This window comes from Gluconobacter oxydans DSM 3504 (assembly GCF_000583855.1).
In the GTDB taxonomy this organism is placed as follows: Bacteria; Pseudomonadota; Alphaproteobacteria; order Acetobacterales; family Acetobacteraceae; genus Gluconobacter; species Gluconobacter oxydans.
Map to the genome: position 1 here is coordinate 2,595,377 of NZ_CP004373.1, position 26,570 is coordinate 2,621,946.

General features: G+C 60.9%; 26 protein-coding genes. 21 read left to right on the forward strand and 5 right to left on the reverse strand.

Annotated features, from left to right (window positions below; genetic code table 11):
* Positions 1 to 63: 63 nt before the first annotated feature.
* From GLS_RS11520 to GLS_RS11565, 10 genes are all read left to right on the forward strand, one after another.
* A complete protein-coding gene (locus GLS_RS11520; protein WP_041112323.1) occupies positions 64 to 1,206 on the forward strand; it encodes an acyl-CoA dehydrogenase family protein in 1,143 nt (380 codons plus the stop codon).
* Positions 1,203 to 1,970 (forward strand): 3-ketoacyl-ACP reductase, encoded by a 768-nt coding sequence (locus tag GLS_RS11525; RefSeq protein ID WP_041112324.1) that lies wholly within the window; start codon positions 1,203 to 1,205, stop codon positions 1,968 to 1,970. The genes GLS_RS11520 and GLS_RS11525 overlap by 4 nt, the downstream gene beginning before the upstream one ends.
* Positions 1,971 to 1,978: 8 nt before the next feature.
* Positions 1,979 to 3,130, forward strand: a complete 1,152-nt coding sequence (locus tag GLS_RS11530; protein WP_041112325.1) for a dihydrodipicolinate synthase family protein — start codon at positions 1,979 to 1,981, stop codon at positions 3,128 to 3,130.
* The gene (locus tag GLS_RS11535; RefSeq protein ID WP_041112326.1) at positions 3,130 to 3,987 is read left to right on the forward strand and encodes a sugar phosphate isomerase/epimerase family protein; all 858 of its coding nucleotides are present in this window, start codon (positions 3,130 to 3,132) and stop codon (positions 3,985 to 3,987) included. Before GLS_RS11530 ends, GLS_RS11535 begins: the two co-directional genes overlap by 1 nt.
* Positions 3,988 to 4,001: 14 nt before the next feature.
* Positions 4,002 to 4,763 (forward strand): electron transfer flavoprotein subunit beta/FixA family protein, encoded by a 762-nt coding sequence (locus tag GLS_RS11540; protein ID WP_041112327.1) that lies wholly within the window; start codon positions 4,002 to 4,004, stop codon positions 4,761 to 4,763.
* On the forward strand, positions 4,763 to 5,689 hold the full coding sequence (locus GLS_RS11545; RefSeq protein WP_041112328.1) for an electron transfer flavoprotein subunit alpha/FixB family protein: 927 nt from the start codon (positions 4,763 to 4,765) through the stop codon (positions 5,687 to 5,689). Before GLS_RS11540 ends, GLS_RS11545 begins: the two co-directional genes overlap by 1 nt.
* 43 nt (positions 5,690 to 5,732) lie before the next feature.
* Positions 5,733 to 7,382: an electron transfer flavoprotein-ubiquinone oxidoreductase gene (locus tag GLS_RS11550; protein WP_041112329.1), complete on the forward strand. Its 1,650-nt coding sequence runs from the start codon at positions 5,733 to 5,735 to the stop codon at positions 7,380 to 7,382.
* Positions 7,383 to 7,490: 108 nt separating this feature from the next.
* Complete coding sequence (locus tag GLS_RS11555; RefSeq protein WP_041112330.1) at positions 7,491 to 8,891, forward strand: sugar porter family MFS transporter; 1,401 nt, start codon at positions 7,491 to 7,493, stop codon at positions 8,889 to 8,891.
* A gap of 68 nt (positions 8,892 to 8,959) precedes the next feature.
* A complete protein-coding gene (gene gap, locus GLS_RS11560; protein WP_041112331.1) occupies positions 8,960 to 9,979 on the forward strand; it encodes a type I glyceraldehyde-3-phosphate dehydrogenase in 1,020 nt (339 codons plus the stop codon).
* 100 nt (positions 9,980 to 10,079) lie between these two features.
* A complete protein-coding gene (locus tag GLS_RS11565; protein ID WP_052327575.1) occupies positions 10,080 to 10,799 on the forward strand; it encodes an NUDIX domain-containing protein in 720 nt (239 codons plus the stop codon).
* Here the strand turns inward: GLS_RS11565 and GLS_RS11570 are convergent, their stop codons facing one another.
* Positions 10,800 to 12,425 (reverse strand): inorganic phosphate transporter, encoded by a 1,626-nt coding sequence (locus GLS_RS11570; RefSeq protein WP_041112332.1) that lies wholly within the window; start codon positions 12,423 to 12,425, stop codon positions 10,800 to 10,802. It lies immediately after the preceding gene.
* Positions 12,426 to 12,734: 309 nt separating this feature from the next.
* Here GLS_RS11570 and atpD point away from each other — a divergent pair, with 309 nt between their 5' ends.
* The 11 genes from atpD (at position 12,735) to GLS_RS11620 (ending at position 22,202) form a co-directional block, all read left to right on the forward strand.
* Positions 12,735 to 14,195: a F0F1 ATP synthase subunit beta gene (atpD, locus tag GLS_RS11575; protein ID WP_041112333.1), complete on the forward strand. Its 1,461-nt coding sequence runs from the start codon at positions 12,735 to 12,737 to the stop codon at positions 14,193 to 14,195.
* A complete protein-coding gene (locus tag GLS_RS11580; RefSeq protein WP_041112334.1) occupies positions 14,192 to 14,608 on the forward strand; it encodes a F0F1 ATP synthase subunit epsilon in 417 nt (138 codons plus the stop codon). The genes atpD and GLS_RS11580 overlap by 4 nt, the downstream gene beginning before the upstream one ends.
* Positions 14,605 to 14,895: an AtpZ/AtpI family protein gene (locus tag GLS_RS11585; protein ID WP_226986583.1), complete on the forward strand. Its 291-nt coding sequence runs from the start codon at positions 14,605 to 14,607 to the stop codon at positions 14,893 to 14,895. Before GLS_RS11580 ends, GLS_RS11585 begins: the two co-directional genes overlap by 4 nt.
* The gene (locus GLS_RS11590; protein WP_041112335.1) at positions 14,888 to 15,202 is read left to right on the forward strand and encodes an N-ATPase subunit AtpR; all 315 of its coding nucleotides are present in this window, start codon (positions 14,888 to 14,890) and stop codon (positions 15,200 to 15,202) included. Before GLS_RS11585 ends, GLS_RS11590 begins: the two co-directional genes overlap by 8 nt.
* Positions 15,199 to 15,900 (forward strand): F0F1 ATP synthase subunit A, encoded by a 702-nt coding sequence (locus GLS_RS11595; protein WP_041112336.1) that lies wholly within the window; start codon positions 15,199 to 15,201, stop codon positions 15,898 to 15,900. Before GLS_RS11590 ends, GLS_RS11595 begins: the two co-directional genes overlap by 4 nt.
* On the forward strand, positions 15,897 to 16,142 hold the full coding sequence (locus GLS_RS11600; RefSeq protein WP_011253684.1) for a F0F1 ATP synthase subunit C: 246 nt from the start codon (positions 15,897 to 15,899) through the stop codon (positions 16,140 to 16,142). Before GLS_RS11595 ends, GLS_RS11600 begins: the two co-directional genes overlap by 4 nt.
* A 4-nt stretch (positions 16,143 to 16,146) precedes the next feature.
* A complete protein-coding gene (locus tag GLS_RS11605; protein WP_041112337.1) occupies positions 16,147 to 16,881 on the forward strand; it encodes an ATP synthase F0 subunit B in 735 nt (244 codons plus the stop codon).
* Positions 16,868 to 18,391 carry a F0F1 ATP synthase subunit alpha gene (locus tag GLS_RS11610; RefSeq protein WP_041112338.1) on the forward strand — a complete coding sequence of 508 codons (1,524 nt, stop codon included), beginning with the start codon at positions 16,868 to 16,870 and terminating at the stop codon, positions 18,389 to 18,391. Before GLS_RS11605 ends, GLS_RS11610 begins: the two co-directional genes overlap by 14 nt.
* Complete coding sequence (locus GLS_RS11615) at positions 18,388 to 19,263, forward strand: F0F1 ATP synthase subunit gamma (protein WP_041112339.1); 876 nt, start codon at positions 18,388 to 18,390, stop codon at positions 19,261 to 19,263. Before GLS_RS11610 ends, GLS_RS11615 begins: the two co-directional genes overlap by 4 nt.
* Positions 19,264 to 19,334: 71 nt before the next feature.
* Complete coding sequence (locus GLS_RS13450; protein WP_165919968.1) at positions 19,335 to 19,502, forward strand: hypothetical protein; 168 nt, start codon at positions 19,335 to 19,337, stop codon at positions 19,500 to 19,502.
* Between the two features lie 222 nt (positions 19,503 to 19,724).
* Positions 19,725 to 22,202: a phosphocholine-specific phospholipase C gene (locus tag GLS_RS11620; RefSeq protein WP_041112340.1), complete on the forward strand. Its 2,478-nt coding sequence runs from the start codon at positions 19,725 to 19,727 to the stop codon at positions 22,200 to 22,202.
* 12 nt (positions 22,203 to 22,214) lie between these two features.
* Here the strand turns inward: GLS_RS11620 and GLS_RS11625 are convergent, their stop codons facing one another.
* From GLS_RS11625 to GLS_RS11640, 4 genes are read right to left on the reverse strand one after another with little or no spacing between them, the layout of a single operon-like run.
* Positions 22,215 to 22,496, reverse strand: a complete 282-nt coding sequence (locus GLS_RS11625; protein ID WP_041112341.1) for a hypothetical protein — start codon at positions 22,494 to 22,496, stop codon at positions 22,215 to 22,217.
* Entirely contained in the window at positions 22,493 to 23,956 is a 1,464-nt protein-coding gene (locus tag GLS_RS11630; protein ID WP_041112342.1) for a PepSY-associated TM helix domain-containing protein, read from the reverse strand. Before GLS_RS11630 ends, GLS_RS11625 begins: the two co-directional genes overlap by 4 nt.
* Positions 23,953 to 24,255 carry a hypothetical protein gene (locus GLS_RS11635; protein WP_041112343.1) on the reverse strand — a complete coding sequence of 101 codons (303 nt, stop codon included), beginning with the start codon at positions 24,253 to 24,255 and terminating at the stop codon, positions 23,953 to 23,955. Before GLS_RS11635 ends, GLS_RS11630 begins: the two co-directional genes overlap by 4 nt.
* Positions 24,239 to 26,428: a TonB-dependent siderophore receptor gene (locus tag GLS_RS11640; RefSeq protein WP_041112344.1), complete on the reverse strand. Its 2,190-nt coding sequence runs from the start codon at positions 26,426 to 26,428 to the stop codon at positions 24,239 to 24,241. The genes GLS_RS11635 and GLS_RS11640 overlap by 17 nt, the downstream gene beginning before the upstream one ends.
* Positions 26,429 to 26,570 lie beyond the last annotated feature (142 nt).

Below are 26,570 nucleotides of genomic sequence, written 5' to 3' on the forward strand. Positions count from 1 at the left end.
AAGCCGTAGTTTTTAACAGATTTTTCAGTAACCATCTAGTTAGTTACTTATGTGGAGTCGGCTATGTTTCTGAACGAAATGCAGGAAGAAGTCCGCGAAACGACACGGTCTTTCGTGGATAATGTCATCCGTCCCGCCGCAGAAGCGCTGGACCGCGAAGAGCGTTTCCCGGCAGAAATCTACGAGGAAATGGGCAAGCTGGGCCTGTTCGGCATTGCTGTGCCCGAAGAACTGGGCGGCCCGGGCTTCGATACGCTGACCTATGCGGTCGTGATGGAAGAACTGTCCCGCGGCTATGCCAGCGTGGCCGACCAGTGCGGTCTGGTGGAGCTGATCTCCACGCTTCTGGTGCGTCACGGAACGTCGGAACAGCAGAAGATGCTGCCCGACATTCTCTCCATGAAGCGCAAGGTCGCCTACTGTATCACGGAGCCCGAGGCTGGCACCGACGTCTCCGGCATTCGCACGACCGCCGTGCGTGACGGGGACGGCTGGGTCCTCAACGGCGGCAAGATCTGGATCCATAACGCGCCGGTCGCGGATACGGGTTTTGTCTTGGCGCGTACCGACAAGGAAGCGGGCAATCGCGGCATGTCCATCTTCATCGTGGATCTGCATGCCAAGGGCGTCGAACGTGGCCCCAAGGAACACAAGATGGGCCAGCGGGCGAGCCAGGTCGGCGCGCTTGATTTCTCGGATGTCCGCCTGGGGAGCGATGCGCTGCTGGGCGAGATGAACCGTGGCTTCCACATGATGATGAGCGTGCTCGACAAGGGCCGCGTCGGCATTGCGGCACTGGCCGTCGGGATCGCTCAGGCCGGGCTTGAAGCGGCCGTGGATTACGCTGGAACACGCAAGCAGTTCGGCAAGCACATCTCCGAGTTCCAGGGCGTGCAGTGGCTTCTGGCTGACATGGCAAAGGACATCGAGGCTGCACGGCTTCTGGTCCATTCGGCCGCCACGAAGATCGACCGCGGACAGGACGCTACGCGCTCATGCTCCATGGCCAAGTGCTTTGCCGGTGACATGGCGGTGGCCCGGACCGCTGATGCCGTGCAGGTCTTTGGTGGTTCGGGCTATATCCGCGGCTTCGAGGTCGAGCGTCTGTACCGCGATGCCAAGATCACCCAGATCTACGAGGGCACGAACCAGATCCAGCGTATGATCATCGCGCGTGAGCTGCTCCGTAAAGGCGCACGGGCATGAGACAGGTCGCTCTCGTCACTGGTTCCTCTCGAGGCATCGGTTTCGCGACGGCGCAGACTCTGGCGAAACGGGGCTTCGCTTTAGCGGTCAACGGACCGTTTGATGACGAAGAACTGCGCTCGGCCGTCAGCCGTCTGTCCGAGACTGGAGCGTCCGTCATGGCGCTCCCGTTCGACATCACGGATCTGTCCGTTCATGCGGAGCGACTAGCACAGGTCGAGGCCAAGCTCGGGCCGCTGACGACGCTCGTGAACAATGCCGGCGTTGGCGTCCTTCAGCGCGGCGATCTGCTGGATGTGAGCGAAGCAAGCTGGGACCGCTGCCTGACAGTGAACACCAAGGCGCTGTTTTTCCTCTCGCAGGCTTTCGCAAAGCTGCTCCTGTCCCGTCCGCGGCCCGAGGGCGTGTTTCATTCCATCGTGAATGTGACGTCGTCCAACGCCACGGCTGTGGCGGTTCAGCGCTCTGAATACTGCGCCTCCAAGGCGGCTGCGGCGATGGTCTCCAAGGCCTTGGCCGTACGGCTCGGGCCGGAAAACATCGCGGTCTATGACGTCCAGCCCGGTCTGATCGCCACCGATATGACGGCGGCCGTGATCGAGCAGTATCGCCAGCGCGCCGTGGACGGTCTGACCCTGCTGCCACGCGTCGGTGAGCCTGAGGATATGGGCGGCATTATCGCAACCCTCGCTTCGGGCGGACTTCCCTATACCACAGGCCAGGTGATTTCGGCGGATGCCGGAATGCTTGTGCCGCGTTTCTGAGAACGGTCATGAAAATCATTCTTCCCGATGAAACCGGCCGGAAGACGGACTATCACCTGATCGGAACACCAACACCGACAGGGACACTGGGCCGCAATCCGGCGCGGATCGTCTATTCCGCTGCCCATGTCGTCGCCAATCCCTATACGGCGAATGCCCCGTCCGGACCCGGCGCCATCGACTGGGACCGGACGATGGAATTCCGCCGTTATCTCGCGGGTCTGGGGCTGGGCATTGCCGAAGCCATGGACACGGCCCAGCGCGGTATGGGGCTGGACTGGCCGATGGCGCTGGAACTGATCCGCCGCACGAAAGCCGAACTGCCGGATGCCGATGTCGTCAACGGCTGCGGAACCGACCATCTGGACCCGGCAAGCGCGCGAGACGTGGACACAGTCATACGCGCCTATCTGGAACAGGTCGAAGCCATTCAGGCCGTCGGTGGCCGTATCATCCTGATGGCAAGTCGGGCTCTAGTCCGGGTTGCGAAAGGCCCGGCGGATTATCTGCGCGTCTACCGTGAAGTTCTCTCGGCCTGCGACGAACCGGTCGTCCTGCACTGGCTGGGTGAGTCGTTTGATCCTGCGCTTGCCGGGTACTGGGGTACCAACAGCTTCGATCAGGCGCTGGAAACCGTGCTGGAAATGATCGGGCAGAACGTCTCCAAGGTCGACGGCATCAAGATTTCCCTTCTGGACAAGGACAAGGAAATCCGGATGCGCCGTCTGCTTCCGGCTGGCGTGAAGATGTATACCGGGGATGACTTCAACTACCCGGAACTGATCGAAGGCGACGCGCAGGGCTTCAGCCACGCGCTTCTGGGCGTTTTCGATCCGCTGGCGCCGCTGGCCGCCTATGCGGTGAGCAAACTCGGAGAAGGCGACAAGGCTGCCTTCCGCGCGGCGCTGGACCCCACGGTTCCGCTGGCCCGGGTGATCTTCAAGGCGCCGACCCAGTATTACAAAACGGGTGTCGTGTTTCTGGCCTGGCTGAATGGTTTTCAGGATCACTTCATCATGCTGGGTGGTGCGCAGTCCATGCGACCTCTCCCGTATTTTACGGAGATCTTCCGGCTGGCGGATGGCTGCGGCCTGCTCCGGAACCCGGAACTGGCCGTGCGGCGCATGAAGTCGCTTCTGTCGGTCTATGGAGCCGATTGATGCGCGACTTCACCCACGATCATTCCGCGTTGGCGCTGAATACCGCGACCCTCGGCCACAATATGCCGGGGGCAGGAGCCGGATGGTCCGCTGAACGGACGATTGACGCCTGCGCCGAGCGTGGCATCGGCGGCATCGTCTTCTGGCGTCCGGAACTTCAGGGCCGGGCTTCTGCCATCGGGCAGTACGCCCGGCAGGCCGGAGTGGACGTCGTGGGGCTGTGCCGATCGCCGTTTCTTGTGGGGCCTCTGGCGCCACACGGACGGCAGGCGGTCGTGGATGATTTCCGTCGTTCCATCGACGAGACCGCCGATCTGGGAAGCAAGATCCTGACCATCGTGGTGGGGGGCGTCGAGCCCGGCACCAAGGGGGTGAGGGAGAGCCTCGATATTGTCACGGACCGTCTGTCGGCAGTGCTGGACTACGCATCCGAACGGGGCGTCAAGCTGGCTCTGGAGCCGCTGCATCCGATGTATGGCGGGGACCGCTCCTGCCTGCCGACACTGCGTGATGCCCTGGATATCTGCGACGTCCTCAATTCCGACACGCTGGGTGTGGCGGTCGATGTCTATCACGTGTGGTGGGACACCGATCTTCCGCGCCAGCTTGAACGGGCAGGGATGCGCATCATGGGGTTCCATCTGTGTGACTGGCTGGTTCCCACGACGGATTTTCTTCTGGATCGCGGGATGATGGGGGACGGCGTGGCAGACCTGAGGGGCCTGCGCGCGGGGGTAGAGCGCGCGGGATATGACGGGTTCTGCGAAGTCGAGATTTTTTCTGCAAACAACTGGTGGAAGCGCGATCCGGCCGAAGTGCTGGATGTGATGATACAGCGCTTCCGCGATATCTGCTGAGAACGGAGAGTATCATGAAGATCCTCGTCCCTGTGAAACGGGTCGTCGACTACAACGTCCGCATCCGCGTCCGTCCGGACGGGTCGGGCGTCGATCTGGCGAACGTCAAGATGTCCATGAACCCCTTTGACGAAATCGCGGTCGAAGAGGCCATTCGTCTCAAGGAAAAGGGTGTGGCAACCGAGGTGGTTGTCGTCTCCATTGGCGTCGCGCAGGCGAAGGATACACTGCGGACTGCTCTTGCGATGGGCGCGGACAGGGCCATTCTCGTAACAGCAACCGACGATGTGAATGTCGATCTGGAGCCACTTTCGGTGGCGCAGATCCTGAGCAAGGTCGTCGCGAACGAACAGCCCGGCCTCGTGATCGCGGGCAAGCAGGCGATCGACAACGACATGAACGCGACCGGCCAGATGCTCGCTGCCCTGTTGGGCTGGGGGCAGGGCACGTTCGCCTCTTCTGTTACGGTCGAGGACGGGTCGGCACTGGTCACACGTGAAGTCGATGGTGGTCTTCAGACCATCAAACTAAAGCTTCCAGCGGTGGTGACGACAGACCTGCGCCTCAACGAGCCCCGCTATGTGGCGCTACCCAACATTATGAAGGCCAAGAAGAAGCCGCTTGAAGAAGTGGCGCTTGCGCAGCTTGGCATCGATGTCCGCCCGCGTCTCACGGTTCTCAAGACGGTCGAGCCCCCGCAGCGCCATGCCGGCGTGAAGGTTGGGTCCGTCGATGAACTGGTCTCGAAACTGAAGAATGAAGCAGGAGTCCTCTGATGTCTGTTCTGCTACTTGCCGAAGTCAATGACGGTCGTCTCGGGACGGATACTGTCGCCAAGGCCCTGACAGCGGTTGCCACGCTTGGTGACGTGCATGTTCTCATTACAGGTGAGAACTGCGCGGCTGCGGCCGACGAGGCGGCAAAGCTGGCGGGCGTGTCGAAGGTTCTTCTGGCGGATGATGCATCTCTGGCACACGGGCTTGCCGAGCCTGTCAGCGCACTGATCGTCTCGATGGCCAGGGACTATAGCCACATCGCCGCTGGTGCGACCGCGTTTTCCAAGAACGTTCTGCCGCGCGTTGCTGCGCTGCTGGATGTGATGGTCCTGTCCGAGGTCACGGCCGTTCAGGACGCGGATACGTTCGAACGACCGATTTACGCGGGCAATGCGATCCAGACGATCCGCTCTTCCGATCCGGTGAAGGTCTTCACGGTCCGCACGGCAGCCTTCACGGCAGCACAGGCTGGCGGAAGTGCCGCTATCGAAGCCGTCACTGTCCCGGCCGATCCTGGTCTGTCGCAGTGGGTCGAGGACAAGACGGTCGCCTCCGAGCGTCCGGACCTGACATCGGCAAAGATCATCGTCTCCGGTGGCCGCGGTATCGGATCGAAAGAGAACTTCGATACCATCACGACCCTTGCGGACAAGCTCGGCGGGGCGGTTGGTGCCAGCCGCGCGGCTGTTGATGCCGGATATGCGCCTAATGACTGGCAGGTCGGGCAGACCGGCAAAGTCGTGGCTCCGGATCTTTACCTTGCGGTCGGCATCTCGGGCGCCATCCAGCATCTCGCGGGCATGAAAGACTCCCGCATCATCGTGGCGATCAACAAGGACGAGGATGCTCCGATCTTCCAGGTCGCCGATTACGGTCTGGTCGGGGATCTGTTCACCATCCTGCCCGAACTGACAGCAAAGATCTGACCATGCGCAGCCTCGGGATCACGTTCGGACAAGGAGAAAAGTCATGACGGCCATTGAACGCGAAAGCATGAACTATGACGTCGTCATCGTCGGTGCCGGGCCGGCAGGCCTGTCCGCTGCCATCCGTCTCAAACAGCTTGACCCGGACCTATCCGTCGTCGTGCTGGACAAGGGATCCGAGGTGGGCGCGCACATCCTTTCTGGCGCGATCATTGATCCCTGCGCGCTCAATGTCCTGCTGCCGAATTGGCGGGAGATGAACGCGCCGATCACCGTGCCGGTGGAGACGGACAGTTTCTATGTCCTGGGTGAGAAGGGACAGACACGTCTGCCCAACTGGCTCATGCCGCCCTTCATGAACAATCACGGCAATTACATCGTCTCGCTGGGGAATGTCTGCCGCTGGCTGGCCGAGACGGCAGAAGGGCTGGGCGTCGAGATCTTCCCCGGCATGGCGGCCAGTGAGCTTGTCTATGGCGAAAAGGGTGAGATCCGGGGCGTGGTTGCCGGTGAGTTCGGACGGAATGCAGATGGCACGCCGGGTGAGAATTACGAACCGGGTATGATCCTGGCAGGAAAGTACGTGCTGATCGCCGAGGGGGCACGGGGATCTTTAGCGCTCCAGATCATGCGGCATTATGGTCTTTCGGATGGCAGGGACCCGCAGAAATTCGGGATTGGCCTGAAGGAAATCTGGGAAGTGAATCCGGCCCGGCACAAACCCGGCACGGTCGTTCACACGATGGGATGGCCTTTGGGGCGCAATGCGGGTGGTGGTGCGTTCATCTATCATCTCGACAACAATCAGGTCTGTGTCGGGTTCGTCGTGCATCTGAGCTACGAAAATCCCTATCTCGACCCGTATCGGGAGTTCCAGCGTTTTAAGCATCATCCGCTGATGGCGGGTCTGCTGGAAGGCGGAAAGCGGATCGCCTATGGCGCCCGTGCCATTTCGGAAGGGGGGTGGCAGTCCATTCCGAAAGCCGTTTTCCCCGGTGGTGCGCTGCTCGGCTGTTCTGCGGGGCTGGTGAATGTTCCGCGCATCAAGGGCAGCCATAACGCTATCTATTCGGGGATGCATGCGGCAGAGGCCGCTCATGCAGCGATCCGGGATGGTCGGAGCGGTGATGAACTCACGGCCTATGACACCGCACTGAGAGACGGGCCTGTGGGCCGGGATCTCAAGCTTGTCCGCAACGTCAAACCGCTCTGGGAAAAATACGGCCTCGCGGGCGGGATCGTGCTGGGTGGTCTTGATATGTGGACAGCGTCGCTGACTGGGGCGCCTTTGTTCGGGACAATGCATCATCACAAGACGGATGCGGCAGCGACGGGGAAGGCGGCGGATTTTTCGCCGATTGCCTATCCCAAGCCGGACGGAAAGCTGAGTTTCGACCGGACGACCAATGTGGCGTTTTCATTCACCAATCATCACGAGAGCCAGCCCTGCCATCTGAAGCTCAGGAACGCTGAGATTCCGATCACGGTAAATTTGCCGGTCTACGCCGAGCCCGCGCAGCGTTACTGCCCGGCCGGGGTTTACGAGATTGTCGAGGATGCGGGGAAGCCACGCTTTCAGATCAATTTCCAGAACTGCGTGCACTGCAAGACCTGCGACATCAAGGACCCGTCCCAGAACATCGTCTGGACGCCGCCGCAGGGCGGGGACGGACCGAATTACCCGAATATGTGAGTTCTAAAGGTCAGATCAAAGTAACGGCATCCATGCAGAACTCGGAATCCATGGCTGCCGAAGTGTTTCTTCCGATCACAGAAGAAGACCAAGAAAAGGAACACGGTTATGAGTGACGTTGGCGTCGTAGAGAGCGTTCCGCGCGTTTCACTCAACGGCAGAAGTGCCCTGGTAGCCACACTGGCTGCGGTGGCAGGTCTGATGTTCGGGCTGGATCTGGGTGTCATATCCGGAGCGCTGGAATTCATCGGTATCGAGTTTCAGGTCAATGATTTCGGCAAGGAGTGCATTGTCTCCGGCATGATGGTCGGAGCAGCGCTCGGGGCCCTGTTTGGTGGACGGCTGTCATACATTCTGGGCCGCAAAAAGCTGCTGATCATCTCGGCACTGCTCTTCATTTCCGGGTCGGCACTCTGCGCGCTGGCGCCTTCCGTTCCGGTCCTGATCGCGGGGCGCGTGGTCCTTGGATTGGCGATCGGCGTCGCGAGCTTTACCGCTCCACTCTATATTTCGGAAATTGCGCACCAGCAGCACCGCGGGGCCCTGATTTCCGTCTATCAGCTCATGATCACGGTGGGCATTCTGGTCGCGTTCATCTCCGATGCGCTTCTGGCCTATTCGGGGTCCTGGCGCTGGATGCTCGGGATCGTGGGCGTCCCGGGCGTGCTGTTCCTGATCGGTGTCCTGTTCCTGCCGGACAGCCCGCGCTGGCTGGTTCTGCGCGGGCGGCATGATGAGGCGTTCGATGTCCTGCATGGTCTGCGCGGCAATGACGCGCATGCGCGGGATGAGATCGTCGAAATCCGCGATCAGCTTGCACAGGCCGATGGCGGATATACGCTTTTCAAGAAAAACCCGAATTTCCGCCGCGCGGTCTATCTGGGCGTGGCGCTTCAGGCGATCCAGCAGTTCACCGGCATCAACGTGGTCATGTACTACGCGCCGCACATCTTCGAGATGGCCGGTTTCGGCACCAGTGCCGCCCTGTGGGGCACGGTGATCGTGGGGCTGGTCAATGTGCTCTCCACGTTCATTGCCATCGGATATGTTGATCGCTGGGGCCGCCGGCCCATGCTGATCGCGGGCTTCATCATGATGGCGCTCGGCATGTTTACGGTCGGCATGCTGCTGTATTTCGGGACGGGCAACAGCGATCTGGCGCGTTACGCGGCAGTTGCGATGCTGCTGTGCTTCATCGTCGGGTTTGCATTTTCCGCCGGGCCGCTGGTGTGGATCCTGTGCTCCGAAGTGCAGCCCATGAAGGGGCGCGACTTCGGCATCGGATGCTCCACCTTCACCAACTGGGGCACCAACATGATTGTTGGTCTGACCTTCCTCTCGCTTCTGACGACACTGGGAAGTGCCCAGACCTTCTGGCTCTACGCCCTGCTCAATCTCATCTTCATTTTCGTGACGATGAAGTTCGTGCCGGAAACCCGTGGCGTGTCGCTTGAGCAGATCGAGCGGAATCTCATGGCCGGCAAACCCCTCAATCGTATCGGCCTGTAAGCGCAGGCCTTCCCCTCATTCACAAAAGGACAGGCCCTGACATCGGGGCATCAAACGGAGACGGTATCGTGGCAGTCAAGATCGGGATCAATGGATTTGGACGTATCGGGCGTCTGACCTTGAGAAGTATTATCGAGAGCGGACGGACTGACATTGTTCCCGTTGTCATCAATGGTCCAGGGAGCATCGAGGACAAGGTTCACATGCTGGTCTATGACAGCATTCACGGACGGTTTTCAGGGAAGGTCCATCTTGAAGGCGATCAGCTGACGATCGAAGCGCATGGCCGGAGTTACGGACCGATCCGCATTTCCTCGGAGCGTGAGCCGGGGGCGGTCGCGCTCGATGGCGTGGATGTCGTCATGGAGTGCTCCGGGCTCTTTACGTCAAAGCAGGCTGTGCAGCCGCTGCTGCAGGCGGGAGCGCGAAAGGTGCTCGTCTCTGCTCCGGCAAGTGATGCGGACGCTACGATCGTATATGGCGTCAATAATGATGCGCTCAAACCGGATATGACGGTTGTCTCGAATGGGTCGTGCACGACCAACTGTCTCGCGCCGCTGGTCAAGGTTGCGGACGAGGCGTTCGGCGTCGAATGCGGTTACATGCTGACGGTTCATTCCTATACGGGCGATCAGCAGATCGTGGATCGCCGGCATCGCGACCTGAGGCGTGCACGGGCGGCCGGTCAGAACATGGTCCCGACGTCCACGGGTGCCGCCAAGGCGATCGGTCTTGTCCTGCCGCATCTCAAGGGACGGCTGGCCGGATCGTCGCTTCGGGTGCCGACACCGAATGTTTCGATGGTGTCGCTCGATTTCGTGCCGTCACGTGCTCCGTCATCGGTGGATGAGATCAACGCGGCCTTCCATGAGGCGTCCGTGGGCGCTCTTGCAGGCGTTCTGGACTACAGCGATGGCATGCTCGTCAGCAGCGATTTCAATCACAGCGCGGCATCTTCCAGTTTCGATGCGACGCAGACGGCGCTCATCCGGGATGGCGAGATGATCCATATCTGCAGCTGGTATGACAATGAATGGGGCTTCTCGAACAGGATGATCGATACTGCGGTTCTCATGGGGAGCCTGTAAGGGCGGCATGGTGGTCGATCTCGTCGTCTGAGTTGCTTTGACGGGCATTATGGAAGACGGTTCTTCCGGTGCCTGAGAGGCAGGGATGAGAGGTCGGACCATGACGCAGCAGGATGTTCCAGTCCATTTTGCGACTGCCATATCGTCGGAGCTTCAGGAGAAAGTCCTGAACGCTCCGCAGTTTTCAGGCTGGATCGCAAAGACCCGGTCCAGTTTTGATCTCCGCTCGGTTCTTGTCCGTGATGTGCTAATGTTTGGCTCGCGCGTCGGTTTCGTTGTTGTTGAGGCCGATGCGTGGAACGACGGGGCGAAAATGCCCTGCTTTGCCGTGCTTCGGGACCCGACGGTTTGCATCATGCCGGTCGTGACCGTGAAGGAGGCTCCGGACGAGCGTTATGTTGTCCTGGTGCGTGAGGCGCGGCTTCCGGTCGGGCAGATGGTGACGGCTTTGCCGGCCGGCGTGATTGACGGGGAGGCTGCTGACGTGGCCGCTCTGCGCGAACTGCGGGAGGAGACGGGGCTGAACCTCACAGCAGGCAGGCCTTACAGACTGTGTGAGACGCCGGTGTTTCTGTCGCCCGGTGGGAGCAGCGAAGAGATGATGCTCTATGCCGTGGACATTGTTCTTACACGGGCGGAAATGGACGGGCTGCTTGACCGGAAGGGTGGGTTGGCTAACGAGCATGAGCACACGACAGTCTGTGTCGTCCCGCTGAAGGACATGCCCCGGCATACGCCGAATGCCCATTGTCTGCTGAGCTGGCATCTGTACCAGCAGCATTGTGCGGATCTGAAATCCGCACAATGCTCCAGTGGCTGATCAGAAAATCTGACGGAACAGGACGTACAGGATCCCTGCAATCGCCATGGCGGCGGGCAGGGTCGTGACCCAGGCCAGCGCCATGGAGCGCAGGGTCCCGAGCTGAACCCCCGAGCCGTTGGCGGCCATGGTTCCGGCAACACCGCTGGACAGGATATGCGTGGTGGAGACGGGCAGGCCATAGCCTTCGGCAAGGCCAATGGTCGTCATGGCCACGATTTCGGCCGATGCGCCCTCGGCGTAGGTCATGTGGGTCTTGCCGATCTTTTCACCGACCGTCACGACGATGCGTTTCCATCCGACCATCGTGCCAAGACCTAGGGCAATGGCGACGGAGACCTTGACCCAGAGCGGGATGAAGCGGGTGCCGTCATACAATTCGGACTGGAAGGATTTGAGGGACTTCTTTTCCGCAGGCGTAAAGTCCTGAGCTTCTCCCATGACGCGGATGGCGTCAGCGACCAGATACATGTCCGTACGGACGTTCGGGACAGCGGCGGCAGGGACGGCCTTCATGGAGCCGTAGGTCTTGACTGACGTGGAAATGTCGTCGCTGAGGACGGCCAGGGCGTCATAGGTTTCGGGAGACGCGATGGATTTGGCGCGCAGACCTGCACCGACGATCTCGCGGGCATTTTCGGCCGTCAGCTCCACGGAGTGGTTCGGGACGTGGGTGAGGAAGATCTTTTCGGCTTCGGCGGAAGACTGGATGAAGGCCGGCATGGCGCTTTCGGGCATTGCCCGGTTCAGGGCGTAGGCCGTGGGAGCCGCACCGATCAGGATCAGCATGATGAGGCCCATGCCTTTCTGTCCGTCATTGCCGCCATGCGAGAACGAAACGCCCGTGCAGGTGAAGATCAGCAGCGCGCGGATCCACAGCGGCGGCGGAGTGTCGCCTTCAGGAGCCTGATAGAGCGCCTTGTTACGGACCAGAAGCTTCATGACAAGGAGCAGCAGCCCGGCCATGACGAAGCCGCAGATGGGGCTGAACAGCAGGGAGGAGAAGACTTTCTCGACCTGGCCCCAGTCCACGCCCTGCGTTGCGGCCCCGGCGGGGGACATCAGTTGGTTGGCCAGACCGACGCCCATGATCGAGCCCACGAGAGCGTGGGATGAGCTGTTGGGGATGCCGAAGGCCCAGGTGACGAGGTTCCAGACGATGGCCGCGATCAGCAGGGCGAAGATCATGGCATAACCTGCGCTGCTTCCGGCCTGTAGGATCAGTTCCACTGGCAGGAGCGTCACGATGCTGTAGGCCACGGCGCCGGTGGAGAGTGCGACGCCAAGGAAGTTCCAGAAACCGGACCAGATGACGGCCACGAGCGGTGGCAGGCTGCGGGTATAGATGACGGTTGCGACCGCGTTGGCCGTGTCGTGGAAGCCGTTAACGAACTCAAAGGCCAGCGCGATGATCAGGGCAATGCCGAGCATCACGAATGTCCCCGTCGCCAGTGCGCCTTCACCGACCGAATGCATGTCCTGAAGGATGCTGAAGGCGGCAAATCCCAGTGCGCCGATCAGCACGATAAAGAAAAGTGCGACATGAAGGGGCTTGTTGCCTCCATTCATATCGGGGCGCGACGGGGCCGGGATCTCCGCGCGGGAGCCTATGGTCGTTTCAGACATCACTGATCCATGGTTTGTTTACCTTTCCTTGATTTATTGGAGCGGCCAGGCGGATGCGACTGCTGAAACATGATCGTTTTGCGACAGACGATTTGATTTCAGCCTCGTGCGGGCGTGGTCTTGCCTGACCGGCGCAGGGCGTTCAGTATATACGGACATGAATGGCGGTACTGTGGATGGGGGGATCTATTATCATTTTATGAATCCGCTCACTTTCCCGGCGCAAATATCGACGGCTCGGGGACGCGGGTTTATTAAGGCGTGGCAAGAGAGTTGCCCTCCGATACGGTGCGCTCAAAAGGAGACTAAATGAACCTGCCAGCGGTTACTCCGGCGAAATCCGACACGCTTTCTCCTCTGGGAGAGATCATTGCCGTGCGCGAAGCTGTGGTGGATGTGCGGTTCGCGGCGGGTCATCTTCCTGAAATCAATTCGGCGCTCGAAGTCGCATGGGACGGTGGGGCTCCGCTGATCCTTGAGGTTCACAGCCATCTCGATCCCCGGACGGTCAGGGCTGTTGCCCTCATGTCCACGTCCGGACTGGCGCGGCATGTAATGGTTCGCGCGACGGGAGAGGCGCTTCGTGTGCCTGTTGGCGAGGCTGTTGTCGGCCGGATGCTGGATGTTACGGGTATCCCACGTGATAACGGTCCGGCTTTGCCGGCGGATGTTCCGCGGCGCGCGATCCACAGTGACCCTCCTGCCATGCAGACCGAGAATGCCAGTACGGACATCTTCGAGACCGGGGTGAAGGTTCTGGACCTGCTGACACCGCTTGCGCATGGCGGCAAGGCGGCGATGTTTGGCGGGGCGGGCGTTGGCAAGACGGTTCTGACCATGGAACTGATCCACGCCATGGCCGCGAAATACCAGGGGCTGTCGATCTTTACGGGGGTTGGCGAACGCAGCCGCGAAGGGCATGAAATGCTCTCCGACATGAACGGATCGGGCGTAATCAGGCATGCCGTTCTCGTCTACGGGCAGATGAACGAGCCGCCGGGCGCGCGCTGGCGGGTTCCGCTCACGGCTCTGGCGATTGCTGAATATTTCCGGGACGAGCAGCACAAAAACGTCCTGCTGCTCATGGACAACATCTACCGTTTTGTTCAGGCCGGAAGCGAACTCTCCAGCCTGCTGGGCCGTCTGCCGTCGCGGGTGGGCTATCAGTCCACGCTTGCGACGGAAGTCGGGGCGGTGGAAGAGCGCATTACCTCCGTGGCCGGTGCCGCCGTCACTGCCATTCAGACCGTTTACGTCCCCGCCGATGACTTCACGGATCCGGCCGTGACAGCCATCGCAACGCACATGGACAGCCAGATTGTGCTTTCCCGGGATCTCGCGGCACAGGGGTTCTATCCCGCGGTCGATCCGCTGGCGTCTTCTTCGGTGCTCCTCGATCCGCTGGTTGTGGGGGAGGCGCATTGTGAGATCGCCGAACAGGTCCGTGAGGCTCTGGCCAGACTGAAATCCCTTCAGGATGTGATTGCGCTGCTGGGTGTTGAGGAACTGGGTTCCGACGATCGTCGTACTGTCACACGGGCCCGGCGGCTTCAACGCTTTCTCAGCCAGCCTTTCACAGTGACCGAGAAGTTTACCGGGCAGCCGGGGCGCAGTGTGAGCCTGGGCGACACGCTGGCGGGCTGCCGGGCCATTCTGGATGGCGAGACGGATGACTGGGCCGAGAGCTCGCTCTACATGGTCGGCACACTGGACGAGGCACGGCAGAAAGAGCAGGCGGCGCGGAAGGCTGCAGCCGGGGCAACCGTATGAAGCTGCGGATCATCACGCCCCTGACTGTGGTTCTGGATGAGCCGGATGTCATGTCGGTCCGGGCCGAGGACGAAAGCGGGAGTTTCGGCATTTTGCAGGGACATGCAGATCTGGTGTCCAGCGTTCTTCCGTCCGTCGTGATCTGGAAGCGTCGCGATGGGACGCCGCATTACTGTGCCGTGCGGCAGGGTGTCCTGACCGTGACGGAGAAGGGGAGCATGGTTGAAATTGCCACCCGTGAAGCCGTCTGCGGAGACGATCTCGAAACGCTGAAAACCCTCGTGCGTCAGCATTATGCGGCCCTCGATGATGCGCGCAGGAACGCAAATGTCGCGTCCGTCCGTCTTCAGTTGGACGCGGTGCGGCGGATCGGAGAAGGCCTGTGGTCTGAAGCGGGGAGCCTCTTGCAGTGAAAGATGACAGTCCCCAGGCTGACGAGATGGAAGCCGCCATCCGCCAGCGCATGAACCGCCAGCGCACCGGCGAGACGGATGGAGACGTCAACGTCACGCAGCATCTCGCCCGGATTGGTGTCCTTGGCTGGACGATCATCATGCCGCCGCTTGGCGGGCTCCTGCTGGGACGATGGCTGGATCATCGCTGGGGAACGGGAGTTGCCTTCTCGGCCGGCCTGCTCATGGCCGGATTTGCGGCGGGTGGCTGGAGTGCTTGGAAATGGATGAGTCATCCCCATGCCTGAAAAAGAAATCCTGACGTCCCTTGGCTGGCTTCTGGTCGGGCTGCTCGCCGGGAGTGTTCATGTGGCCGCCCTGTGGGTCAATGTGCAGTTCCTGATGACGCCCTCAAGGCGCCCTGTGGCCATAGCGATGCTGCTGGGGCGCTTTCTGCTGCTGGGTGGGCTGCTTTATCTTGCCGCGCGGAGTGGAACCGCCGCGTTCCTCTGGGCGACCTGCGGTGTGCTTGTCGCGCGGCCGCTCGTTCTGCGGATCATGAAGGCCCGCATCGGTCCCGGCGTCAGGATTGGTGAAGAGGGACCGCTGCGATGATGTCGCCGCTTTCAAGCCATGTCCTGTTCCATATCGGCCCGGTCCCGGTGACGCAGCCTGTGGTGACGACATGGGGGATCATGGCCGTCCTTACGCTCGGGGGCGCCTGGATTTCCCGCACTCTGACCTCCGGCCGGCCCGGTCGGCTTCAGACGCTGCTCGAACTGGGTGTCACGGCGCTTGACCAGCAGATCCGTGAGACCATGCGGACCGAGCCTGCGCCGTACCGGTCTTTCGTGGGCACGCTTTTCCTTTTCATCCTTGTGGCAAACTGGTCCTCGCTCGTGCCTGGTGTTGAGCCGCCTACCGCCATTCTGGCAACGGATGCGGCACTGGCGATCATTGTCTTTCTGGCCATCATCATTTTCGGCGTCCGCTCCGGTGGCGTCACGGGCTATCTGCGGAGCTTCCTGTGGCCCAGTGTCGTCATGGTTCCTCTCAACCTGATCGGGACGGTCACGCGTACCTTTTCGCTCATGGTCCGGCTGTTCGGGAATGTCATGGCCGGTGTTTTCATCATCGGGATCGTCCTCTCCCTTGCCGGACTGCTCGTTCCCATCCCTCTCATGGCGCTCGATCTCCTGACGGGGGCCGTGCAGGCGTATATTTTCGCCATTCTCGCCATGGTCTTTATCGCGGGCGCGCTGACCAGGCCCGCTGCGCCCCAATCCATTAAAAATACAGGATCCCGCTCATGAACTGGCTCGCTCTGGCAAGTATCGTCTCCGCCGCGATGGCGGTGTCATTCGGCTCCATAGGACCGGCGCTCGCCGAAGGGCGGGCTGTCGCCGCCGCCATGGATGCCATTGCGCGCCAGCCTGAATCCGCAGGCACCATTTCCCGGACGCTGTTTGTGGGGCTCGCCATGATCGAGACCATGGCCATTTACTGCCTGGTCATTGCCCTGCTTCTGCTCTTTGCCAACCCTTTGCTGAAGTAGTCCGGTGACAGTCGACTGGTGGACAATCGGGCTGCAGGTCATCAACGTCAGCGTTCTGATCTGGCTGCTTTCCAGGTTTTTCTGGCGCCCGATCTGCGCCGTTATTTCCCGCCGTCAGCAGGAGATCGCAGCCCAGCTTGCGCAGGTCACGGACGGGCAGAAGCAGCTCGAAGCGGACCGTGCCACCGTCAAAGAGGCACGTAGCGGCTTCGAGCAGGAAAGGGCCCGTATCGTGCAGCAGACCCAGCAGGAAGCGCAGGGCGAAAGACAGGCCATTCTGGCAAAGGCCCAGCAGGATGCAGCGGCTCTGGAGGCCGGGGCAAGGCAGAGCATCGCCCAGGAAGAGGCGGAAAATCAGGCCCGCTGGCGGTCGGATGCGGCTTCCCTGTCGTGCGATATTGCAGGGCAGCTTCTGGCGCAGACAGGCTGCTGTCGTCCGGCGCGCGAAACGCTCTTCGACAGACTTCTCAAGGCGATTGCGACACTTCCCGACCGGGAGCGGCTCAGTCTGCGCGACGGCTTCACCTTTGCCACGGCAACAGCACCCAGCCCTGATGAGCGTCAGGCCTATGAGAGTGCCCTCATGACTGCGGTGGGTGAGCATCCCGTTATTACATGGGCCGTCGATCCTGCTCTCGTGGAAGGGTTTGCCGTGAAAACGCCTTATCTGACCGTGGCGTCGAACTGGCAAGCTGATCTGGTTCGTATCAGGGAGGGGCTGTCTCATGCCGGACACTGATCAGGCCGCCAGCTGGCTGGCCTCGGCCCGGTCCAGCCTGACGGATATTTCGGTTGGGCCTCAGACGGATCGGACGGGGCGGGTCGAAGATATTGGTGACGGGATCGCCCTGATTTCCGGTCTTCCCGATGCGAAGCTGGACGAACTGCTGTCTTTTGGCAACGGCCGCTACGGCTTTGTGCACGGTCTGGAAGAAGACAGCATTGGCTGTATCCTGCTCAATAATGAGGGCATGATCGAAGCCGGCGATGCCGTTCAGGGGACGTCCGGTGTTGTGAGTGTGCCGGTCGGGCCGGGGCTTCTGGGACGGGTGGTGGATCCGCTGGGACGGCCACTCGATGGCAAAGGGCCGGTTGAGGCGGAGACCTGGTTTCCGGTCGAGCGGCCCGCTCCGGCCATTATCGACCGTGAACTCGTGACGGAGCCCGTTCAGACGGGGACGCTGGCGATCGACACGCTTTTCCCCATTGGGCGCGGACAGCGGGAACTCATCGTCGGCGACAGGGCGACCGGCAAGACCACCATCGCGGTCGATGCCATTCTGGCCCAGAAATCCAACGACATGATCTGCGTCTATGTCGCCATCGGGCAGAAGACCTCCAGCGTCCAGCGTGTGATTGAGACGATCCGGACGCGGGGCAATCCGGATCGGTGCATCATCGTGGTGGCACGTCCGGCGGAAGCACCCGGCCTGTGCTGGATCGCGCCTTTCGCGGCCATGAGCATGGCGGAATATTTCCGGGACCGGGGACAGCATGCTCTCCTCGTCATCGACGATCTGTCCAAACATGCCGCAACCCATCGCGAGGTTTCCCTGCTTACCGGAAGGCCCCCCGGTCGCGAGGCTTATCCGGGGGATATCTTTTACGTTCACGCGCGTCTGCTGGAACGTGCTGCGAAGCTTTCGGCGGCGAAAGGGGGCGGCTCCCTGACGGCGCTGCCGGTGGCGGAGACGGAAGCGGGGAACCTCAGCGCCTATATTCCGACCAATCTCATTTCCATAACCGATGGTCAGATCGTCCTGAACCGTACGTTGTTCGATCAGGGCCAGAAACCGGCCGTTGATGTGGGGGTGAGCGTCAGCCGTGTGGGCGGAGCCGCGCAGTCGCCTATCCTGCGGTCATCGGTCGGGACGCTGCGTCTGGACTATGCGCAGTTCATTGAACTCGAAGCATTCACGCGTTTCGGGGGGCTGCCGGATACGCATGTCCGGCAGCAACTGGCGCGGGGTGCGTGTATCCGTGCGATCCTGCGTCAGGGGCCGCATGCGCCACTGGATCTTCTGCAGGAAGTGGCGCTCGTCACGGCTTCGCAGAATGGTCTTCTGGATGGCGTGACAGCAAAAAATATCCGCACCATCCAGAGCGGTCTGGGCGATTATCTGCGGAGCAACGCATCTGAGATATCGACGGCGATAGAAAGTGGTGGCGTTCTCTCCGCGGAGCAGAAAGAGCGTTTTGTGGCCTGTCTGCGGCAGTATGTTGAGCCCCGGGCTTCAGCCGCCTCATGACGGAGCGGCTGCAGGAGGTCACGGCCCGGATTGGTAACGTCAAGGAACTGGGCAGTATTGTGGACTCAATGCGCAGCCTCGCAGCCGTGCGGGTGCAGCAGGCCCATCGGGCTGCCCTTGCGGTCGAGACGTATGCGGGGACCATTCAGGATGCTCTGGTCTGTATCGCTCCGCTGCTGCCCGTGGATCGGAACGGGCAGTCATCACAGGAGCCGGGAAAGACAGGCGTGATTGCCTTCTGTGCCGAGCAGGGGTTCGCGGGCCTGTTCAGCGAGCATGTCCTCGATGCCCTGCAGGAGGACGAGAAGGAGCATCTCTTCCTGATCGGCACTCGCGGCAATGCCATTGCCCGCTCCAGGGGGATCAAAGCGGAATGGACGGCGCCTGCAGTTCAGAACCCGGGGGCGGTTCCTGCACTGGCTGACAGCATCACGAAGGAAATCGGACGGCAGGTTGTCGCCGGGGCGCTGACGCATGTCAGCCTCATTGTCTGCCAGTCTTCGGAGCAGGAAAAGGCGAGCGTGATCCGGCAGTCGCTTTTCCCGCTGGACCCGGCTCTGCTGCGTAAAACAGTGATGCCAGGGCCGCTCCCCCTGCTGAATGTTGCGCCGCAAAAGCTCATGACCGATCTGGTGGCGGACTATATCTTCTCCCAGCTTTGTCTTGCGGCACTGAAATCCTTCGGGGCGGAAAACCAGGCCCGGAGCGAGCGGATGACGGCCGCGCATCATGAAATCGCGCGCCAGCTCAGATCCCTGGAGCAGCTTCAGAGAACCGTCCGTCAGGAAGAAATCACGTCCGAGATCATAGAACTCGTCTCCGGCCCGACGCTGGCGAAACTCAAACGGTTCAACCGCCATTCCCGGACCTGAAATCATAAGAAGGAACTGAATGCGGGGAGTGCCGTTCTATGGAGCCTGACATTCTTCCAAGGACAGTCCGTATGCGTAAATCAATCCTGCTTCTGCTGGCTCTTTCGGTCTCCTGCGTGACCCTGACCGCGTGTGAGCATCACCGGACATTCGGGGAAAAGGTCCGTGATACCGTCGATCCGCCGAAGGGCCCGGTTGAACGCGCCGGCCGCTCTGTCGATCGCTCACTGGGCAACTAAGGACTTCCGCGCACCGGTTTCCGTGCGTTTTGAGAAAATGATTAACGAACGGGCGTATGGTCGGCAAAGCGACCTGCGCCCGTTCGCCGTTTCAGGCCAGGTGACGTTTTCATGAAGTTTCGGGATCGCGGGATGAATTAGGGACGGGAGACGACTATTCATCCGGGGCTATTTCTCTAGTCTGTCGCAATACGCGGCTTCAGGTCCCAGGCAACGGTTGATATGTCCACTCGCAGAACCTTCCTCAAATATGCCCTGTTCGGTGGTGCCGCAGCCGCAACGGAAGGGCTTCCGGCCGCCATCCGTCGCGCTTATGCCATCGCGCCCGAGCCGGGTACGACATATCTGAATGCCGAGCATGTCGTTATCCTCATGCAGGAAAACCGCTCTTTCGATCACATGTTCGGAACGCTCGCCGGCGTTCGCGGCTTTAACGACAGGCGCGCGATCCGTCAGAAGAACGGCAGCTCCGTTTTCGTGCAGTCCGGCGAGAGCGGGGAGACTTATGCACCGTGGCGTCTGAACATTCACGATACGAAGGTCACGTGGATGGGCTCGATCCCGCATTCCCGCGACAGTCAGGTCGACGCCTGGAACGGGGGGCATCACGACCGGTGGATTGACGTCAAGCGCCCTCACAAGAAGGAATACAGGCAGTATCCGCTGACGATGGGATATTATACCCGTGAGGATCTGCCGTTCTATTACGCTCTGGCCGATGCGTTTACGGTCTGTGACCAGAACTACTGCGGTGTCATGTCCAGCACGACACCCAACCGTCTCGTTTTCTGGACCGGAACCGTGCGGGACCAGCAGAATACCGCGTCAAACGTCTACATGCGGAACCCGGAAATCCTTGAAGGCGGCATGACGTGGACGACCTTTCCGGAGCGGCTGGAGAAGGTCGGGGTGTCGTGGAAGTTCTATCAGAACGAACTGAGCCAGACGGGCGGTATGTCTCCGGCGGAGCGTTCCTGGCTGTCCAATTTCGGCTGTAACGTGCTGGAGTGTTTCGACAGCTTCAATGTCAGCTCCAATCTGGGCTTCGGGGAATGGATCGAAGAGCGGATCCGGGAATGTTCGGAACATATCAATCGGCTTGAAAACCTTGAAATGCTGGTCTCCGGGGAGAGGAGCGAGCAGCTTGTCGAGGCGAAGGCCCTGATGGAGGTTCTGAAGAAGCGTCAGAAATCCGCGAAGGGATTTGAGAAGCTGACGCCCGAGGAGCGCGCGCTTTTCACGAAGGCCTTCGTGATCAACAGCGGCGATCCCGATTATCGCAGCCTTGAGGAACTGGCCTTCGTGGACGATCCGGATGCGAAGGGGATGAAGGCGCCGAAGGGAGACGTGCTGTACCAGTTTCGCAAGGATGTACGGACAGGCCAGCTTCCGGCAGTTTCCTGGATGGCGGCGCCGGAGCATTTCTCGGATCATCCGACATCGGCCTGGTACGGGGCCTGGTATGTGTCGGAAGTCATGAACATCCTGACCGAAAATCCCGAGGTCTGGAAGAAGACCATTTTCATTCTGACCTATGATGAAAATGACGGGTATTTCGATCACGGCTGTTCCTATGCGGCTCCCGATCCGCAGCGCCCGGAAACGGGCCGTTCTTCCGCTTCGATCGGGGCGGACGGGCTGGAATACACGACTGCCGAGGACGAGGTTCGCCGGGGCGTTCCCGAGCGGCTCGCACGCAGTGGCCCGATCGGGCTCGGCTTCCGGGTGCCGATGGTTGTGGCCTCTCCGTGGAGCCGGGGAGGGCTGGTCAATTCGCAGCTTTTCGATCACAGCTCGACACTGCGGTTCCTGGAGCACTTTGTTGAGAAGAAGTTCGGCACGCCTGTCCGGGAAACCAATATTTCCCCTTGGCGCCGGGCCATCTGCGGCGATCTGACATCCTGTTTCCATCCTCATGACGAGGTTGCGCCGTCCCTGAACTATCTGGATCGCAACACGCATCTGAAGGCTATCGAGGATGCGCGGAACCGTCCCATGCCGGGTGGCTTCCGCTCGCTGTCTGCGGATGAGATCGCCGCATTGAAAGATCAGCCGGATCTACTGCGGCAAACCGTGCGACAGGAAAGCGGAACACGTCCGGCCTGTGCGCTGCCTTATGAGCTTTACTGTGACGGCGGTATTAATGTGGAGCACGGGCAGGTCAGCCTGACGCTGGGAGCCGGGCAGAGCGTTCATGGAGAGCGGGCGGCCGGCGCGCCATTCAATGTCTACGATTACCGCAATGGCGGTCGCGATATGCAGGCGGGAACCTATGCCGTGGCGGCGGGAGACCGGATGGATGTGACGCTGCCGGCTGCGGATGGTCTGTATGATGTCGCAGTGCATGCGCCCAACGGGTTTTACCGGGCTTACCGGGGGCATGCTGATCGGGTCGCGCTTCGCTCGGCCTGTCATTATGAGGTTGGCGGCAAGGGGAAAGCGCCGGGGATTGTCCTTTCCCTGACCAATGCTGGCAAGACACCGCTGACGGTTCAGTACCGTATCGGAGAGGCTGGACCCCTGCGGACGGTGGTTCTCAAAGCCCGGGGGCATCAGGAAATCCGGCTGGATCTGTCAGCCAGCCATCAGTGGTATGACGTGACGCTGACGTCCCCGGAAGATCCGGATTTCAGGCATGTTCTGGGCGGACGGATGGAAACGGGGAAGATCACTCTTACCGATCCGGCGATGGCCGGGTAAGCGTCTTCCGGCTCATGGTCGGGCGAGGCGTTCCCGGAGGGAGCAAGCGAGTGTCGCGACCATGATTTCGGGGCCGGCAAGCAGGATCCATTCAATCATGTTCAGGATGACGGTCCCGTCGCTGAGAGTCTGAAGGGCGAGGCTGAAGAGCAGAACCACGGCGGCGCATGATTTCAGGACGCGCTGCCGTGCTGCTGTCAGGCGTCCATGCCAGAAGACCCGGTTTCCGCGATGAGAGGCCGCGACGAACATCAACATGGCGGACTGTCCGCACAGAACGGAAATCCAGTTCATGCCAAGAGCCCGGTTTTTCGTATCCTGTGATACGTCGCAAAAGCGAAAGATGCTGAGAGGATAAGCGCTGTCAGCCCGACACCCGTGATGGTGCTGCCGTGCCAGGGCAGACTGAGCGCTGCGATCAGAAAGCATGCTGCGGCATTGCCGCCCAGCAGTTCTGCCCATGTCCGCTCCGGGTTACGGAATAGCGTGTAGGCCAGCGTGATCCCCCAGACGATGAAGACGGTTGTCACTTCCCATCCGGCTCGGTGGGGCATCGTGACGGGGAGAAGGCGGTTGGCGATGAAAAAGGAGGCGAAGGCGAGGGGCGTACCCATCAGAACGCCCACATTGAGACGGGCGACGATCCTGTGTCCCAGATGATGCGGGCGGCGCAGGCGCTTGAGCGTCCACAGATGCATGCCGCTGCCGATCAGCGCCGCGAGCGCCAGTCCGGACAGGAAATAGAGCCAGCGCGTGAGCCAGGGCGCAAAACGCGCGACATGCAGTCCGTACAGGAACGTATAGGCCCGGATGACAGGGCGTTTTTCGATATGTTCCTGGAGGATGTGACCTGATGGACCATCGAAGGTGATGATCTGCGACGAGGTGCTGACGGTACGGCTGTTACCCGCGATTACCGTGACGAGGGACGCCTGATCGGACGGATTGAAAACATAGATCTGTTCCAGACCCGTGCCACCGAAACGCCTGTCAGCCTCCTGCAGCATGGGCAGGATTGGGGCGAGATGACCCGCATGGCCGCTGGCAGGGCGGGAATAGAGCGCAGGATTGAGCTCCATGTAGGAGGCGGTGACATCGTTCCGGTAGAGGGCCTGCGTGCTCCAGGGAAGGAGCAGTGTTCCAAGGGTGACGGCGCCCGTGAGGGAAATCATCAGATGGAAAGGCAGCGCCGCGACACCGAGGAGGTTGTGCATGTCCAGCCAGCTTCTCTGTCCGCGTGAGGGACGGAAGGTGAAGAAGTCCGCGAAAATGCGGCGATGGATGATAATCCCGGTGACCAGTCCGACGACGAGGGCGAGGGCTGAGAGGGCCGCGATCAGGCGCCCCCAGGGATAGGGAAGCTGCAGCTCGAAATGGAAGCGGTAGAAGAACTCGCCGCCCAGCGTGTCCCGGATGCCATCGGGGCTGCCTGTTGTGGGGTCAAGGGCGCGCTGGATGTAGCTGCCTTTTGTGTCCGGCCATAGGGCTGTTGCAAAGGAGCACAGATCGGTGGCGCTTCCGACATACCAGGCGCTGGCGTTGGATGCGTTGCGGCTCAGCCAGTCCAGGGCATGGGCATCTGTCAGGAGAGGATCGGAGACAGAGCCGGAAAGTTCGGGTCTGGCCCAGAGGCTGATTTCCTGCCGGAAGACACTCAGAGCGCCGGACAGGGCTATGGCGAACAACACCCAGCCCGTGACGAGACCCAGCGTCGTGTGCACCACGGCCATTGAGGCGCGGAACGTGCCTTTCATGGGCGCCAGCCGCCGAGAAGGGCTAGAGCGCTCAGGAGGCAGGTCGCAGGGAGCAGAAGGGCCAGCAGCCGCCCGATACGGGCGATTGCGAAGGATGCCATGAAAATGACGGGCCAGAGGATCAGGCCGAGAAGGATCCCGGCCATGGCGTTGTCCGCTCTGGACAGGGGAAGCCAGAACGCAAGGCAGACACCGCCCAGCGCGGAGAGGGCGTAACCGAACGGCAACGCCACGACGAGGCGCAGGGCGATGTCGTAGCGCCGGGGTCTTGTGGGTTGTGGTTTACCAGCTGAAGCCAATATTGGCCTGCGCGTTGCGGCGCTCTCCGTAATAGCAGAATTCCTGACCGTAAGAGGCATAGCTCAGGCAGTTGGCGATGAAGTTCTTGTCAAAGAGGTTGCGGACGCTCGCGCCCACATTCCAGCCATGCAGACTGCGGGAAAGGTTGGACAGGTCGTAGCGGACCGACGCATCGAACACGGCATATTGTGGCACCCAGACACTCCCGTAAGACGCTTCACCACCATAGGATTTATTGGAATAGCGCATGCCGCCGCCGAAGCCGAGGCCCTTCGCGGGACCGGACGGCATCGTATAGAACGCAAACAGCGAGGCATTGCCTTTGCCGGACTGGATGAGCGGCTTTCCGGTTGAGTCGTCATGCACCTTCTGGATGCTGACGGCGGCTGTCAGGACGAGGTTGTGGAACGGCTCGGCATGGGCTTCGAACTCGAAGCCGTCCGAATGGACCAGTCCGCTTTCGGCGCTGTAGCCGGTGTTGCCGACAGCAACGAGAACGTTGGTCTGCTCGATATGGAAGCCTGCAGCCGTCAGGAGCAGTGAAGTGCCCGGAAGCTGGTATTTCAGGCCGCCCTCAAGCTGCTTGCCGAGCGACGGATTGGCCTGACGCACGGTCTTTCCGCCATCCATCGAGACGCTGCCGGACTGCGGCTGGAAGGAGGTCGAGTAGCTGATATACGGCGCAAGACCGAAATCGAAATGGTACAGGCCCGAGGCACGCCAGGTAATCTGGCTCGGGCTCTGGTTGGTCGTCGTGTTGTACATGTTGTCGGTCTGATGGGACCGGTACCAGTCGTTACGGATGCTGCCTGTCAGGATCAGGTGACGCCAGTGGATTTCGTCCTGTCCGTAGATGCCGGCCTGATGGGAATCTGTGTTGTAGTTCACCCACGGCGACGGAGTGGGAATGGCCATCTGGGAGTTCGGATGAAAGACGTTCAGGTCAGGTGCTGAACCGTAGTAGCCGACTTCCGAGGCGCTCTGCTGCATGTAGTCGAAGCCGAACATCATGGTGTGACGTAGCGGTCCGGTCCGGACATGACCCTTGAACTGGCTGTCGAAGGTCAGGTTGTGCGTATGTTCGTTGGTGGCGATGGCCGAACGGGCGAGCGTATCGTCCGAGACGTAATAGCCGCTGTCATAGACGCTGCGGTACTGGGTCTTGATGTCGTCGTAGCGCCCGCGCGTGCTGAAGCTCCAGTCGCTGTTGAAGCGATGGTTGAGGATGTAGGTGACGGAGCCGTGACGACGGTTGTATTTTTCGAACGATGAATCGCCGTCGTAGAAATTGCGTGGCAGATAGCCGAATGAGGCCGGTTTGAGCGATCCGACGAGCGGGACGCCACCATAAGTGCCGTTTTCCGGATCGTACTGGTAGTTGCCGAGGATCGTCAGCGTCGTGGGGCCGTCGCCACCGAAGGTGAAGGACGGGCTGATGGAAAAGCGGCGGCTTCCGGTGCGGGCGAGCTGGCTGTGCTGGCCGTTGATGGTGCCATTGACGCGGTAGCGGACGAAGCCGTTATCCGTCACGTAGCCGCCGACATCGGCATCCACACGGTACAGGTCGAACATGCCGCCGGTCGCGTTGACGCTGCCATAGGAGCGCTGATCCGTGGCGATCTTGCTGGACAGCGCGACGAGGCCGCCAGGGCTGGACTGGCCGTAAAGGGCAGACGCCGGGCCCTTGAGAATTTCGATACGATCCAGACGCGAGGTGTCGGTCTGCGCAACGGCATAGCCGGTCGGGCTGTCCTGAAGCTTCAGGCCGTCGAGGAATGTGGGAACGGTAAATCCGCGCAGGGCGAACTGGTCATAACGTGTTCCCACACCGCCGCCACGGAGATCGGCAGTAATGCCCGCGGTATAGCGCACGGCCTGATTGAGGTTCAGGACGTTGCGGATGTCCATTTCGTTACGCGTGATGACCGTGACCGACTGGGCGGTTTCGATCAGGGGCGTGTCGGACTTGGTTGCGGAAGAGGCGAGGGTCGAGGCCCTGCGTGCGTGGACTTCAAGCTTTTCGACCGTTTTGGCCTGTGTCCCGGCTGTGCTGGTTTTTTTCGTCCCCGAGCGCGGCGGCTGTTCGGGAGGAACGTTCTGGTCGGCTGCGAAGACTTCTCCACTCATGACGAGGGAGAGGGGTATCGCGTAAAGAATCCTGCTGCGGTGCATACCCGACCTCAATGACTGTGCGTGCTGGCGCGTGATCAGAGGCTGGTATCGATATTGCGAGTTAGTTGCAAGTAGCGTCAGAAGAAAATGAAACTTTGAAAGATTTCCTCAATAAGTGACTGATTGTTACGGTCTTTTGCTG